We start from the raw sequence: 15,103 nt of genomic DNA, 5'->3' as shown, positions 1-15,103 counted from the left end.
CATTTTTTAAGAGCGGTTTGATAGCCGCTCTTTTATCAGTTTCAAATTTAAATGGCATTGTTATAGATAATGCAGGCATTATAAGTGATAATGTAAAAACTAAATTAAACCAAATAGGTTCTGAGCTCAAAGAAAAAACCGGCGTAACTTTAGATCTTATAACTACTAAAGATAGCGATCTAAGATCTGCTACAAAAGAACACGAAAGTAATCTTAAAAAACCTTATATTTTATTAGTTATTTCACCTAAAACAGAAGATAAAAAATCAGGCAAAGTAGATATATTTGCTTCAGACGATGCTTACGCTTTGTTTGATAAAGAGGCTGTTTTAAGCCCTTATCCTGAAGTAGGAACAATACTTCCCATATTAGTATCAAATAAAGGTGAGGATATCTACAACGCAGCTATGCTAAACGGATATGCTGATATATCTGATATGGTAGCTAAAAGCAAAAATGTAATTTTAGTAAATTCTATAGGAAATTCAAATAAAACTACATTAAATTTACTTAGATATTTTGTTTATGGTTCGATATTTTTAGTAATAGTCATATTTTTGGTGCGAAAATTTAAAAGAGGACTTCATGCGTAAAAAAACATTTTGGCCATATGGAATTTTACTCTCCATATTTGCTATAGTTTGTGCTTGTGCTTATACTATATATTACTCCTTGGATTATCCTGTTTATATTGATGATTATTACTTTGATAAGTATCAAAAAGTCGATAGCAAATTTAATGAAATCCAAGCGGCTCAATCAAATTTTAGTCGTGAATTTAGTTTTAATACAACTCCGCAAATTGAGCTAAATTCGCTAATCTTGCCTAGCCAAACCCAAAAACTTCGCAGAGGCAAGAGTGCGACAATAGTGCCATTAAATCAAAATTTCAATCTCAAATTTGATACAAATGCGACTAGCTATTCTACTAAGATATTGCTAACTCGCCCAGATAGCAGTGAATTTGACAAAGAGCTAATATCTCAAAATCAAAGTGGCAAGATGGTTATAAATGACCTTAATCTAACCAAAGCAGGTAGATGGCAGATAAAAGCTAAGATTATTATCGATGAGAATAAAACAGGATTTTATAAAGTAGAGCTATATGCAAAATAGAGCTCTTTTTGTCCTTAGCACTTCTAGAAATGTGCGGGATTTTTATTCTAATAATCTAAGCTCAAATTCGCTCTTGCCAAAGATAATGAATATAGCAGAGTTTTTTGGTGAGGTTATATATGTCCCAGATAGACGCCGTGCTACTGATATGGAGTCCTTGCTATATATGCGAAATGCTATTAATAGGGTGGAGAATATCTCTTCGATATTAAATATAAAAGATGAATTTTTGGTCTTTTTGAAAAACTCAAACTACCTATTTTCATTTTTCAAAGAGCTAAGCAAAGAGAAAAAGAGAGTCGCAGATTTAAGTATCGCTGATACATACGCTAATTATGATGAGCATCTGACAATTTTAGATAATCTAGGGCGGATTTATAAGCAGAGCTTAGATGAACTTGGCTTATATGATGATATTACGATAAGTGATTACTATGAGATAAATCCAAATTTCATTAGCAATTTTGATAGGATTGAGCTACGGATTGATGGGATTTTGACGCTTTTGGAGTGGGAGATTTTGATTAAAATAAGCGAAAAAATTCCACTTATTTTAAATTTTGATTGTAGTAAATTTAATCAAAAAACGATAGAAAAGATAAGGAATTTCACAAATTTAAATTTCAAAACCGGCCATAACTATAAACTAAATTTAAGCGATAAATCCATAGAAAGCAAGACCAAACTAAACCAAAACCCAAATATAAATATCAAGGGATTTTCTATTCGTAGCTTGCAAGCGGCATTTGTTTTTGATGAGATATCAAATATGATAAGAGATGGGATAAAACCACAAGATATCGCCGTGATACTGCCTGATGAGAGCTTTGCTTTAATTTTGCAGAATTTAGATGAGAATAATATGCTAAATTACGCTATGGGAAAAAGCTTGAAAAATAGCCAAATTTACACGCTTTTACATACGATTAAAGAGGCTATATCTCAAGGATTGGAGTATGAGTTTGATGAGAATTATATACAAAATTCCAAAGAACTAAATCAGTTAATAGCAACTCTAAATAGCTTTAAAATCCCAACGCAAATATATCAAGATATCCAAAATATGTTCTATTCTAAGGCTAAATTTGATAGCTTTGAGAATGCGATAAAATCGCTATTAAATGATATCAAAAGGGTTGATGAGATAGATGAGATTATAGAAAATGAGCTATTTTCTATCAAAACTCTTTTACGCCAAATAGAACTTAAATTTAGCGATGTTTTGGAGCTATTTTTGATAAATTTCTCTAGTAAAACTCAAAGCATGGTCGGCGGTGGTTTAGTAAGCGTGATTGGGATTTTAGAGAGTAGATTTAAGAGTTATGACGGCGTGATTATAGTTGATTTTAATGACTCTTTGGTGCCTAAAAGAAGCCAAAAAGAGATGTTTCTAAGCTCAGCAGTGAGAAAAAATGCTGGTCTAATCAGTCATAGTGATAGAGAGAATTTACAGAGATTTTACTACGAAAGCTTGATAAATAGAGCCAAAAGGGTATCTATCAGCTATGTTGAAAATGATGAGAATATCGTATCTAGATTTATTAGGGATTTTGAGAGCGTTAAGAAGATTGAAATTTCGCAAATTTCATATGAAAACGCCTTGCATAAAGGCGGAATCGCTATTGATTTGACGCCTAGGGATATTGTAGAAACTCACGATTTTTTCGCTGAGCCTATCTCATTTAGTCGCTTAGATACCTATCTTAAATGCAAAAGGCGGTATTATTATAAATATATCAAAAAGATTAAAGAATCTAGATTTTATGATAGAGATGCGCTAGATTTTGGCACTTTGGTACATGAAGCTTTAGAAGAGTATTTTAAGCAATCAAGCGCTAAATTTGATAAAAGCGAGTTTTTACAGATATATAGCAAATATCAAAAAGATACCACGCTAAAAAGCGAGATTTTCAAGCTAAAACTTGATGAGTTCGCATCTAGTCAAAATAGCCATTTCAAAGATGGATTTAGCGTTAGCGAATGTGAGAAAAAGATTGAAGCTAAGTTTAATGGGATTTTTATCAAAGGCAAGATTGATAGAGTAGATATCAATGGTAATGATATTTGGCTTATTGATTATAAGAGTGGAAAAGCAGATGAAAAGTCCTTGCAGCTAGCGTTTTATGAGCTTTTGTATCAAGCGAAATTTGATAAAACCGCTAAGGGGTATTTCTACTCATTTGATGATAATAAATTTACTAATAGCAAAGCCGACATTGATAAATTAATCGAAGTTTTAGATGAGTTAAAAAAGATGAGTAATAGCCAAATTCCCTTTTCTCAAGATACAAAACATTGCGATATATGTCCGTATGAATCTCTGTGTTTAAGGGGATTAAGATGAAATTTGAAAATTATTTGTGCTTAGAAGCGAGTGCAGGAAGTGGCAAGACATTTGCTCTATCAGTTCGCTATATCGCTCTATTATTACAAGGCAATCACCCAAGCAAAATCCTAGCCCTAACATTCACAAACAAAGCTGCAAACGAGATGAAACACAGGTTCACAGATACATTTTGTAATCTACATTTAAGCAAGTGCGATGGCGAGAGAAATGCGATTTGCGAGCTTTTGGGCAAATCAAAAGAAGAAGTTTTGGCACTTAGAGATAAATTTATGGCTGATTTTTTATCAAGTGAGTTAAAGATATCTACATTTGACTCCTTTTTTGCTACTATTCTTAGGCAGTTTAGTTTAAATTTAGGTCTTATGCCAGATTTTAACTCTCTTAATGATAATAGCATTGAGGTTAAAAATGAGTTTAAAAGGCTCTTAAACTCAAATTCAATGATGAGCAAAGTAGCAAAATATCTATATTATACAAATAGCAAAGAAAATGCCCTTTTTGAAAAGCTTTCTCTACTCTCACAAACTAAATTTGATAAATTAGGCGCCCCATTGCCAAGCCCTAAAAACGCAATGGATAGATATACTGCCCTATGTGATGTGGCATTAAAATTGAGTAGCGATAAGAATTATATAAGTAATTTTAATAAAAATTTAAGCTTAAAAGATATAGTTGAAAAAGCGGTTGTAAAAGATATAAAGAAAAATTATTTTAATAAAGTAAGAGACAACGCCGAATTTAACGCCGCTAGAGATGAGTTTATAAATGCTTTAAAAGAGTATTATCTAGCTCTTGAGAAATATGAAATATCTCAAATTTCATATTTTGTGGATCTCTATAAAAAGGCAATCGCTAATGTAAATCGCCGTGAAAATAGCCTAAGTTTTGCCGATATCACAAATTGGGTTAATGAGCTTTTAACTAACAAAAACAAGCAAAATATCGATATGCTATATTTTCGCCTTGATGCTAAGATCAGGCATATTTTGATCGATGAGTTTCAAGATACTGATATCAAGCAGTATGAGATATTAGAACCACTCATAGCTGAAAGTCTCTCTGGCATAGGTCAAAGTGGCATTGGGAGCTTTTTTTATGTTGGTGATATAAAGCAGAGTATTTATAGATTTCGTGGGGGTCAAAGTGGGCTATTTGATAAGCTTAAATTTAAATTCCCACAGATAAAAACTCAAAGCCTAGATAAAAATTATCGCAGTGATAAAATCATAGTAGAATATGTAAATGATAAATTTAAATACAAATATCCACACTACAAAAATCAAATTCCAAATAGCAAAGATGATGGCTATGTGAGGGTTATTAAATTTGATAGAGAAAAATATTTAGAGGCAATTTATGATAGCATAAATCATCTAAGTAAATTTGGTGTAAAGTATGAAGATATGGCGATACTTTGTTGGAAAAATAGTGATATTTATAATATCAAAGATTTTTTAGAAGATAAAGGTTTAGAAGTATCGACTCAAACTACAAATAATCTTATCAAAAGTGCAAATGTAGCGGCGGTGGTGGCGTTTTTGAAATACTCTATTTTTGGTGATGAGATATATTTAAACGCTCAATATGAGATAACCAAAAACAAAAAAGTCAAACTAGAGTTAAAAAGCGATGCTAGCGTAGCTCAAACTCTTAAATTTATCGCTAAATACCTTGAGCTTGAGCCTTGTGATGTTGATCTATTGAAACTATATGAGATTAGTAGCAGATATAGCGATATATACGACTTTGCTTTTAATATCGATAATGACCAGACAAATAGTGCCAAAAATAGCCAAAAAGGCATAACGATAATGACCGTTCATAAGAGCAAAGGGCTGCAATTTGACCATGTCATCGTGCTTGATTATATAGGCAAAGAAAATAGCCAAAAAGATAAATTTTTAATGGAGTATAATCTAAACACAGATAGCTGGGATATAAGGTTAGCTAATAAGGTGTTTGAGTATTTGGGCGATGAGAATTATATCAAGCTTCAAGATAGACAAAAAGAGCTTGATAGAAAAGAGGTTATAAATAAAATTTATGTAGCATTAACCAGGGCTAAACATAGCTTAATAATCTTAGCCAAAGATAATCCAAATGGCAACAATATCTCATATTTTACTAGTTATGAATCAAATGGCAAAGCAGTAGAATATCTAAATTTAGATGAATGCAAATCAGGGATTATCAAACCAAATATCGACAAGAAGCAAGAGCCAAGGCCGCAAATAATCCATCTTAAACCATTTGAAAAGGTTGCGCCACAAGAGATTTTAACCAGTGATAAGCCAAAAGAGAGCTTAGATTCTATCTACTTTGGCAAGGCGCTGCATTATTATCTTGAGAGCATTGATTTTGCTGATTTAAAATCGCTTAAAATCGCTCAAAATTGCTTGTATAATAAATTTGGAGCATTTATCGACCAAGATGGCTTAAAAGAGATTAAAGCTAGAGTTGATAGACTTTTAAATAACCCGCAATTTTTAGAAATTATAAAAGATAAAAGATTATATCAAGAGCAAGATATCGGATTTAATGGGGCGTTAAAACGCATCGATTTATTATGTGTAAATAGCGATGAAATCGAGATAATAGACTATAAAACCTCTCTTAAAAATAGCGATGAGCATAAAGAGCAAGTCAAAGAATATCTAGATATTTTATCTCAAATTTATCCACAAAAAAATCTAAAAGCTAGTATAGTTTATATACTACATGATGAAATTCAAATTTCAAAGCTCTAATATAAAAATTTTCTTAAATTCAGTTATTTTTAAGTTAGTCTCGCTATAATTTCATCTCTTAAATTAATTATATAAAAGGCAAGATTATGACAAAGATAACAAAGCCAAATGAAGTAAAGCGTGATTGGATCGTTCTTGATGCTTCTGGAAAGAGATTTGGTAGATTGCTAACTGAAGCTGCTACACTACTTCGTGGCAAACATAAGCCAGGATTTAGCCCAAATGTTGATTGTGGAGATTATGTAATCATCATCAACGCTAGTAAGGCAGAATTCACAGGTGCGAATAAAGCTGAAGAGAAGCTTTATCACAGACATTCAGGCTATTTTGGTAGCGTAAAAAGCGAAAAATTTGGTGATTTACTAGCTAATAAACCTGAAAAACTTTATAAATTAGCAGTCCGTGGTATGCTACCTAAGACAAAATTAGGCAAAGAGATGCTTAAAAAATTAAAAATTTATGCCGGTAGTGAGCATCCGCACACTGCACAAATAGCTAAAGAAGGAAAATAATAATGGCAACAACATACGCAACAGGTAAGAGAAAAACAGCAGTTGCTAAAGTTTGGGTAAAACCAGGTAGTGGCAAAATAGTTGTAAATGGTATGGATCTAAACACTTGGCTTGGCGGACACGAAGCTATAAAGCTTAAAGTAGTTCAACCATTATTAGTAACAAAACAAGAAACTTCTATGGATATCACAGCCACGACTTTAGGTGGTGGGTATTCAGCTCAAGCAGAGGCTTTGAGACACGGAATTTCAAGAGCTTTAGCTTCTATCGACGCAACATTTAGAGCAGCTCTTAAACCACAAGGCCTTCTAAGTCGTGATAGCCGTGTTGTTGAGCGTAAAAAATATGGCCGCAGAAAAGCGAGAAGAAGTCCGCAATTCTCAAAGAGATAATCTTTATTTCTCAATATTATCAAATTTGGAAGCTCGTTTGGGCTTTCAAATTTATATTATCTATTTTATATTATCTATCAAATTTACCCTTATTTATTTAGTAAAAGTTTATAAAAAATTTCGATTAAGTTAATAACTTCTATATATAATTACGCCGTTCAACAGTAAACCTCCTTTTTGTAATAATTGATCCGACCATCTAGATTTTAGGTGGTCGCCTCCCTTTAAGTCTCTCTTTAAAATGTAGATTGTTTAAATCATTTTTTTAAAAAATTTATAATAAAATTAAAAAATTGTGCTAAAATAGTATATGAAAATTCTATAAAGGACAAGAAATGAAAAAGATTGCTTTGGCGTTATGTGCTGCATCTGCACTTTTTGGTGCTAACACATATAACTACGAATTTACTCCAGTTGTGGGATATGCCCATCCAGAAGGTACTCAAGGTATTGATGACCAAAAATTTATAGGTTTAAGAATAGCTGGAAATCTAGATATGTTTTTACTAAGTCAATTAGAGCTTGGTTTTGACTATTCTAAAAACGTAACTTTCGAAAATATATTAGGTAGAGAGACTGATCTAACAAGATACTATATAAATTTAATTAAAGATTTTCCTTTGACTGATGTATTTTCTGTTTATGGACTTTTAGGACTTGGATATCAAGATCTTACTCATGAAGCAAACGATATCGAAGATGGTGGATTTGCTCAAGCTGGTCTTGGCTTGAAATACAAAGTTACAGATAACTTCTCACTTAAAGCAGAAGCTAGAGATGCGCTTGATTGGAATCACGGATCAAACACATTCTTATACTCTCTTGGATTTGCAGTCTCTTTTGGTGAGGTTGCTAAGGCAGCTCCTGCTCCAGTAGTAGAAAAAGTAGCTCCTGCTCCAGCACCTATTGCTCCAGCTATCGGCGACGAAGATGGTGATGGCGTTTTTGACAATGTAGATAGATGCCCTGGCACTCCAAAAGGCGTTGTTGTTGATGAATATGGTTGTGAAAAAGTTATTCGCTTAAGCTTAAAAGCAAATTTTGCATTTGATAGTGCTACAGTTAGCCCTGAGTATGAAGCAAAGATAAAAGAAGTAGCAAATGTTATGATAGATAACCCAGAGTATAGAGTTATCCTAGAAGGACATACTGATAGCACCGGCTCTGATGCTTATAACCAAAAGCTATCACTAAAAAGAGCTAATGCAGTTGCATCTGTTTTAGAAAAAATGGGCGTTAGTAAAAGCAAGATCACTACAGAAGGATTTGGTGAGTCAAAACCTATAGCATCAAATGCTACAAAAGAAGGACGTGCCCAAAATCGCCGTGTAGAAGCTAAATTCAGAAATAAATAATGAATTTAGAGATTATTCAAAATCTAGATTATATGACTATACTTGCTCTTGTGAGTAAGTATAGCTTAAACCTTATAGTTTCTATTCTTATATTTTTTATCGGAAAATGGATTATTTCAAAACTTACTTTTGTTTTAGAAAAGATCTTAGATAAAACAAAAATAGATTCTATGCTTTCAAATTTTGTGCTAAATACCACAAGAACACTGCTTTTTATATTTGTTATATTAGCCGCACTTTCAAATTTAGGTATAGAGACTACCTCTTTTGTGGCAGTTCTTGGTGCTGTAGGTTTAGCTATAGGCATGGCTTTTAAAGATACTTTTGGCAATATCGGGGCTGGCGTTCTTATTATATTTTTCAAACCTTTCAGACTTGGAGATAGCATAGATATCGATGGTTCTATCGGTACTGCTACAGAACTAAATTTATTTAGTACGTATCTAACTACTAGCGATAACAAAACTATTATTATTCCAAATTCTCAAATTATATCTTCAAAGATCATTAACTATTCTTTAAAACCAAATAGAAGAGTAGATCTTACTTTTAGTATAGATTATAAAGACGATTTAAAATTGGCTAGAGATATCATTCTTGACATAGCTACTCGCAAAGATATTATTTTAAATGATCCAGCTCCGTTTGTTGGTGTTATGAGCCTCGGTGATAATGGCGTAAATTTAGTAGCTCGTTTTTGGGCTAAAAATGAAAATTGTCTATCTGTTTATCATCAAATGTTAGAAGAAGTGAAAATCGCATTTGACAAAAATGGCATTTCCATACCATTCACGCAAGTAGTTACTCATCATATTTATGAAAGCGATAAAAAATGAGCAGACCGACCATATTATTTGATCTAGATGGGACTCTTATAGACTCTACAAATTCTATATTAAACGGATTTTTCGCCGCTTTTGATGCTTTTAAATTTAAAAGACCACAAACTGAAGAAATTTGTGCTTTGATAGGACATCCGCTTGATTATATGTTTGCTCATCTTGGAGTAAATGATGAAGTTGTTTGGGATTTTATAGCTGTTTATAAAGAGACATACAAAAAAACGTATCTACAAGATACAAAACTTCTTGACTTTGCCAAAGAGTCCATAGAACTAGCAAATGAGTTTGCAGATCTTGGAGTTGTTACTACTAAAACTTCAAAATACTCAGTAATCTTACTAGATCACCTTGGCATAGGAAAGTATTTTAAAACAATAATCGGTAAAGATGATGTGATAAATCCAAAGCCACATCCAGAGCCTATCTTAAAAGCTCTTTTAAATTTAGATAAAACTGATAAATTTGCTTATATGGTAGGTGATACTCCTATGGACGCTAAAGCGGCAAAAAGTGCAAATATTATTAGCGTGGGTGTGACGTGTGGATATTGCACTGAGCAAAATTTATCAAAATACTGCGATCACGTTGCCAAAAATAGCTTAGAAGCCGTTAAATTCATCAGATCTGATACATTATAAAATCAAACTTAGCTAAAAATTATCTATTTTTGTGTTAATTTTTGTTTTACAATTTTTATATATAATTTCGATAAGTAACAGTTGTGTTAAAAAAAATGTTAAATTGTCACAAAAATAAAAAACTTTAAGCAATATATATGTAAAATTACAAAATATAGTTAAACAATAAGGAAGGAAACCTATGAGTAAAATTATGAAAACAATGGATGGTAATGAAGCTGCTGCTTACGCTGCTTACGCATTTACCGAGGTTGCTGGGATTTACCCTATAACTCCGAGTTCGCCTATGGCTGACTATACAGATGTTTGGGCATCACAAGGTAAAAAGAATATTTTTGGTATGCCTGTTAAAGTTGTAGAGATGCAAAGTGAAGCCGGAGCCGCTGGAACTGTGCACGGTAGCCTTCAAGCCGGAGCTCTTACTACTACTTATACAGCCGCTCAAGGATTGCTTCTTAAGGTGCCAAATATGTATAAGATAGCCGGACAGATGTTACCAGGCGTTATACATGTTGCAGCACGCTCAATAGCTGCTCAAGCTCTTTCTATCTTTGGGGATCATCAAGATATATATGCCTGTCGTCAAACGGGATTTGCTATGCTTGCGACTGGCTCAGTACAAGAAGTTATGGATCTAGCCGGAGTTGCTCATTTGGCAGCTATAAAAGGACGAGTGCCGTTTTTACATTTCTTTGACGGCTTTAGAACAAGCCATGAAATTCAAAAAGTTGAAGTTATGGATTACGCTGTTTTTGATAGGTTGGTAGATTATGATGCTATCCAAAAATTCCGCGACGAAAGCATAAATCCTGAAACTCCAAAAACTAGAGGAACCGCTCAAAACGATGATATTTATTTTCAAACTAGAGAGCTTACAAACAAATTTTATGATAATCTTCCAGATATCGTTGCAGAGTATATGAATGAAATATCAAAAGTCACCGGTCGTGAGTATAAACCATTTGTATATTATGGAGATAAAGACGCAGAACGCGTGATAATCGCTATGGGCTCTGTGACTGAGACTTTAGAAGAAGTTGTAGATCATCTAAGAAGCAAAGGCGAAAAAGTAGGAGTTGTAAAAGTTCATCTTTATAGACCTTTTAGCACAAAATACCTATTTGATGTTATGCCTAAAAGCGTTAAAAAGATAGCTGTTTTAGATAGGACAAAAGAGCCAGGCGGTCTTGGCGAACCACTTTATCTTGACATAAAAGCAGCGTATTATGGCTTAGAAAACGCCCCTGTGATAGTCGGTGGTAGATATGGACTTAGCTCAAAAGACGTTGATCCAGCTCAAATGTTAGCAGTATATGAGAATTTAAATTTAGATACGCCTAAAAATGGATTTACAGTCGGTATAGTAGATGATGTTTCATTTACTTCACTAGCAGTAGGAGATAAAATTTCGCTAAGTGATAAAGATTGTATAGAGTGTTTGTTTTACGGACTTGGAGCAGATGGAACAGTCGGAGCAAACAAAAACTCAATCAAGATTATCGGCGATAAAACAGATCTTTACGCTCAAGCGTATTTTGCTTATGATAGTAAAAAATCAGGCGGTTATACGAGAAGCCATTTAAGATTTGGCAAAAAACCTATCCGCTCAACATATCTTGTATCAAATCCTCACTTTGTAGCTTGTTCTGTAGCAGCGTATCTTGATATTTACGATGTTGTAGATGGATTAAGAGATGGCGGAACATTCCTTTTAAATTCTATTTGGGACGCGGACGAAACTATAAAACGCATACCAAATAAAGTAAAAAGGCTGTTAGCACAAAAAAATGCAAATTTCTATATCATAAATGCTACAAAATTAGCTTATGAGATAGGACTAGGAAATCGCACTAATACCATAATGCAATCAGCATTTTTCAAACTTGCAAAAATCATAGATTTTGAAGACGCACAAAAATATATGAAAGAGTATGCGAAGAAAACTTATGCTAAAAAAGGCGATAAGATCATAGAGATGAACTACGCAGCTATCGATCAAGGTGCTGATAAACTTATAAAAATAGATATCGATCCTAGCTGGGTAAATTTAAAAGATGAAGCAGTAACTAGCGAGAATCATTATAAAGGTACTGAATTTGTAGAAAAAATAGTAAAACCTATGAACGCAGCTCGTGGTAATGAACTTCCTGTTTCAGCATTTTTAGGACATGAAGACGGCAGTTTTGAAGCCGGTACAACTGAGTATGAAAAACGCGGTGTTGGCGTAATGGTGCCAAAATGGATAGAAGAAAACTGCATTCAATGTAATCAATGTGCATTCGTTTGTCCTCACGCAGTTATTCGTCCATTCCTTATAGATGAAGATGAGATGAATGCAGCCCCTATAGGAGTAAAATCTCATAACCTTGAAGCAAAAGGCAAAGAGGTAAAAGGTTTAAAATATAAAATACAAGTAAGTCCGCTTGATTGTACTGGTTGTGAGCTTTGTGCTCAAAACTGCCCTAGTAAAGAAAAATCACTAGTTATGGTACCACTTGGCGAAGAGATGGATAAAGGTGAGCAAGAAAACGCTGATTATTTATTTAAAAATGTTAGATATAAAGATGATCTAATGAATAAAGATAGCGTAAAAGGAGCTATGTTTGCTCAACCGCTATTTGAATTCCACGGTGCTTGTCCGGGATGTGGCGAAACACCTTATATAACACTTATCACAAGGCTATTTGGCGAACAAATGATGGTGGCAAATGCAACTGGTTGTAGCTCGATATACGGCGGTTCGGCTCCATCAACTCCATATCGTAAAAGCAATGCAAATGGTCATGGCGTAGCGTGGGCAAATTCACTTTTTGAAGACAATGCTGAGTTTGGTATGGGTATGGAGATAGCTACTGAGACTATCCGCCATCGCATCGAAAATATCATGCTAAATACGATAGATAAAGCACCAAATGCTATAGTTGCGCTTTATAAAGATTGGTTGGAATTTAAAGGCGATAGCAAGAAATCAGCTCAGATAAGAGATATGTTGGTGCCTTTACTAGAAGCAAATTTAAATTTAGAAGGTGCAAAAGAGATCCTAAGTCTTAAAAAATATATCGCACGCAAATCACAATGGATAATAGGCGGCGATGGTTGGGCTTATGATATCGGATATGGCGGACTTGATCACGTTTTAGCTAGTGGAGAAAATGTAAATGTGCTAGTTTTAGATACCGAAGTCTATTCTAACACAGGCGGACAAAGTTCAAAATCAAGCCGTAGTGGCTCAGTAGCTCAGTTTAGTGCTAGTGGTAAAGCAGTTCAAAAGAAAGATCTAGGACAGATAGCTATGACTTATGGAAATATCTTTGTAGCTCAAATCAACTCAAACGCAAGTCAAGCAAACGTCATCAAAGCCATAGCCGCAGCAGAAGCTTACAACGGACCTAGCCTTGTTATAGCATACTCTCCTTGTATAGCTCACGGTATAAAAGGCGGACTTGCGCTCTCAGGAGACCAAGCAGAGCTTGCTACAAAGTGCGGTTATTGGCCTACATTTATCTATGATCCACGTCTTGCAAAAGAGGGTAAAAACCCGTTAAAAATTACTTCAAAAGAGCCTGAATGGGATAGATATGAAGAGTTTTTATTAAACGAGGTTCGTTACAGCTCTCTTAAAAAGATAAATCCAGACCACGCAAGAGAGCTTTTTGAACAAAATAAATCCGACTCAAAAAGAAGATATCGCCAACTAAAACGTTTGGCAAATGCTGATTTTAGCGACGAATTAGAATAATCTTGTAGCCTCAAATTTGAGGCTACTTTTTTACTCATCTTTTTTTTACTTATCAAATTTATAAAAAAATCGTAAAATTACGAAATTATAAATCTTATAAAAGAGAGTATCATGGAACAAGCTTTTATCGTGCAAGAAGTCTCAAATAAACAAGGCTATGAAAAACAAAACTCCAAAATGGCGATTTATCAAGACAAATTTGAACGATACCAAATAAGAAAATCAAAAATATTACCCGGTTTTTTTATCATAAATGGCGATGGCGAGACCGACTTTGTAAATGACTTTATAGAAAAATTTGTATTTAGCGACTGTATAAAAAGCTTTGCAGATATCAAGAGTCTTATTGTTTCTAAGGAAGATAGCTGTTCTAATCCACCAAATGGGATTTTGGCAGCCAAAATTCCAACATTCAAACCTAATTTACCAAGCAAGGCAGCCAAAACAACACCAGCCAAGCCAAGTTCAATCAAAATAGACACCACAATGCCTAATCCAAGCGAGATTTCAGTAGGCAAGTCTAATCCACCAAGTAAGACCAAAAGTGATGATCTTTTATCTACGCAAAATGAGAATTTAAAGGAAGTTGGATTATTTTTTGCCAAAGATATTTTTATACCAAGATGCGTTGTGTCGCTCATAAAGATAAGTATAGACGGCTTTGATGAAACCACTGATAGTTTTTCATTTTTACTAGACATCTTTCCAAGCAACGCCGAGTATAAGTATAGTATCACTAAAAACTCTTTTGAGGCGACTATGAAACTCAGCCTTGAAAGCTACGCCGCTAAAGAGCTTATAGATAGCTTTGTATTAAAAGGCAGTGTAAAAGATAAAAATTTGACCTTATCCATAAATGATATGTATATATACGAGTTTTCTCCTTGTGATATTGACAACATATCAAATAAGAGTTATAATCCAACCCCAAATCATACCGAGGAGCTTTAAAAATTATGTATAAATTTAGCGTTTTTATTTTGATATCACTACTTTTTGCAGGGTGTTTTACCACTCAAACACAAATTCCGCCAAAGTCAAAACCGCAAATAACAAAACCCATAAGTAAATTTATCAAAGGCACTATCTATAAAAAGTCAAAAGAAGAAAATGGCTATAGATATGAGATTATAGCTACAGAAACATCAAATGGTAAGCTAAAATGGGCAAGTGCGACTTCAAATGAGGAGTGCAAAGTAGGCGATCTAGTCTATGCACAGATAGAAAATGGCAAGATAACATATCTAGCTGTCATCATAGAAAATTACGTAAATCCTGAAAAAACAAAACGCATTATCCAAACAAACAAAAGAGACAAAACAAAAAAAGTAAACATTGCTGTTCCAAAAGAAGAAAAAATTAGTTTTTAGATTACCGAGCATTTACCAAATTGCTTTATAATTTCATCAGCAATC

General features: G+C 33.7%; 12 protein-coding genes. All 12 read left to right on the top strand.

Going from position 1 to position 15,103, the window contains the following annotated elements:
• The first annotated feature begins 17 nt into the window (after positions 1–17).
• The 12 genes from CHLWT_RS08165 to CHLWT_RS08110 all read left to right on the top strand — a co-directional run bounded on the left by CHLWT_RS08165 (position 18) and on the right by CHLWT_RS08110 (position 15,058).
• A complete protein-coding gene (locus CHLWT_RS08165; protein ID WP_170253173.1) occupies positions 18–593 on the top strand; it encodes a hypothetical protein in 576 nt (191 codons plus the stop codon).
• Positions 586–1,116, top strand: a complete 531-nt coding sequence (locus CHLWT_RS08160; RefSeq protein WP_112000659.1) for a hypothetical protein — start codon at positions 586–588, stop codon at positions 1,114–1,116. Before CHLWT_RS08165 ends, CHLWT_RS08160 begins: the two co-directional genes overlap by 8 nt.
• Complete coding sequence (locus tag CHLWT_RS08155; RefSeq protein WP_112000658.1) at positions 1,106–3,460, top strand: PD-(D/E)XK nuclease family protein; 2,355 nt, start codon at positions 1,106–1,108, stop codon at positions 3,458–3,460. Before CHLWT_RS08160 ends, CHLWT_RS08155 begins: the two co-directional genes overlap by 11 nt.
• Positions 3,457–6,210 carry a RecB-like helicase gene (locus tag CHLWT_RS08150; protein WP_151062148.1) on the top strand — a complete coding sequence of 918 codons (2,754 nt, stop codon included), beginning with the start codon at positions 3,457–3,459 and terminating at the stop codon, positions 6,208–6,210. The genes CHLWT_RS08155 and CHLWT_RS08150 overlap by 4 nt, the downstream gene beginning before the upstream one ends.
• 86 nt (positions 6,211–6,296) lie before the next feature.
• Positions 6,297–6,722, top strand: coding sequence for a 50S ribosomal protein L13 (gene rplM, locus CHLWT_RS08145; RefSeq protein ID WP_063998780.1), 426 nt, complete (start codon positions 6,297–6,299; stop codon positions 6,720–6,722).
• 2 nt (positions 6,723–6,724) lie between these two features.
• Positions 6,725–7,114, top strand: coding sequence for a 30S ribosomal protein S9 (gene rpsI, locus CHLWT_RS08140; RefSeq protein WP_063998779.1), 390 nt, complete (start codon positions 6,725–6,727; stop codon positions 7,112–7,114).
• 335 nt (positions 7,115–7,449) lie between these two features.
• The gene (locus CHLWT_RS08135; protein WP_112000128.1) at positions 7,450–8,469 is read left to right on the top strand and encodes an OmpA family protein; all 1,020 of its coding nucleotides are present in this window, start codon (positions 7,450–7,452) and stop codon (positions 8,467–8,469) included.
• Positions 8,469–9,305: a mechanosensitive ion channel family protein gene (locus tag CHLWT_RS08130; protein WP_112000129.1), complete on the top strand. Its 837-nt coding sequence runs from the start codon at positions 8,469–8,471 to the stop codon at positions 9,303–9,305. Before CHLWT_RS08135 ends, CHLWT_RS08130 begins: the two co-directional genes overlap by 1 nt.
• On the top strand, positions 9,302–9,949 hold the full coding sequence (locus CHLWT_RS08125) for an HAD family hydrolase (protein ID WP_112000130.1): 648 nt from the start codon (positions 9,302–9,304) through the stop codon (positions 9,947–9,949). The genes CHLWT_RS08130 and CHLWT_RS08125 overlap by 4 nt, the downstream gene beginning before the upstream one ends.
• A 181-nt stretch (positions 9,950–10,130) precedes the next feature.
• Positions 10,131–13,688: a pyruvate:ferredoxin (flavodoxin) oxidoreductase gene (gene nifJ, locus CHLWT_RS08120; RefSeq protein WP_111970613.1), complete on the top strand. Its 3,558-nt coding sequence runs from the start codon at positions 10,131–10,133 to the stop codon at positions 13,686–13,688.
• A 111-nt stretch (positions 13,689–13,799) separates the two neighbouring features.
• Complete coding sequence (locus CHLWT_RS08115; protein ID WP_112000131.1) at positions 13,800–14,639, top strand: DUF5416 family protein; 840 nt, start codon at positions 13,800–13,802, stop codon at positions 14,637–14,639.
• Positions 14,640–14,644: 5 nt separating this feature from the next.
• The gene (locus tag CHLWT_RS08110) at positions 14,645–15,058 is read left to right on the top strand and encodes a hypothetical protein (RefSeq protein ID WP_112000132.1); all 414 of its coding nucleotides are present in this window, start codon (positions 14,645–14,647) and stop codon (positions 15,056–15,058) included.
• The last annotated feature ends 45 nt before the right edge of the window (positions 15,059–15,103 follow it).

Origin of the sequence: Campylobacter hyointestinalis subsp. lawsonii (assembly GCF_013372165.1) — a bacterium.
Classification (GTDB): domain Bacteria; phylum Campylobacterota; class Campylobacteria; order Campylobacterales; family Campylobacteraceae; genus Campylobacter; species Campylobacter lawsonii.
Note: the sequence above shows the minus strand (reverse complement) of the source record. Positions and strands in the feature narration are given on the sequence as shown.

What these genes read in the sequence shown, in the direction of transcription:
- rpsI (WP_063998779.1), top strand. Translation starts at nt 6,725, where the DNA reads ATGGCAACAACATACGCAACAGGTAAGAGAAAAACAGCAGTTGCTAAA.
- CHLWT_RS08125 (WP_112000130.1), top strand. Translation starts at nt 9,302, where the DNA reads ATGAGCAGACCGACCATATTATTTGATCTAGATGGGACTCTTATAGAC.
- rplM (WP_063998780.1), top strand. Translation starts at nt 6,297, where the DNA reads ATGACAAAGATAACAAAGCCAAATGAAGTAAAGCGTGATTGGATCGTT.
- CHLWT_RS08130 (WP_112000129.1), top strand. Translation starts at nt 8,469, where the DNA reads ATGAATTTAGAGATTATTCAAAATCTAGATTATATGACTATACTTGCT.
- CHLWT_RS08135 (WP_112000128.1), top strand. Translation starts at nt 7,450, where the DNA reads ATGAAAAAGATTGCTTTGGCGTTATGTGCTGCATCTGCACTTTTTGGT.
- CHLWT_RS08155 (WP_112000658.1), top strand. Translation starts at nt 1,106, where the DNA reads ATGCAAAATAGAGCTCTTTTTGTCCTTAGCACTTCTAGAAATGTGCGG.
- CHLWT_RS08110 (WP_112000132.1), top strand. Translation starts at nt 14,645, where the DNA reads ATGTATAAATTTAGCGTTTTTATTTTGATATCACTACTTTTTGCAGGG.
- CHLWT_RS08150 (WP_151062148.1), top strand. Translation starts at nt 3,457, where the DNA reads ATGAAATTTGAAAATTATTTGTGCTTAGAAGCGAGTGCAGGAAGTGGC.
- CHLWT_RS08115 (WP_112000131.1), top strand. Translation starts at nt 13,800, where the DNA reads ATGGAACAAGCTTTTATCGTGCAAGAAGTCTCAAATAAACAAGGCTAT.
- nifJ (WP_111970613.1), top strand. Translation starts at nt 10,131, where the DNA reads ATGAGTAAAATTATGAAAACAATGGATGGTAATGAAGCTGCTGCTTAC.
- CHLWT_RS08160 (WP_112000659.1), top strand. Translation starts at nt 586, where the DNA reads ATGCGTAAAAAAACATTTTGGCCATATGGAATTTTACTCTCCATATTT.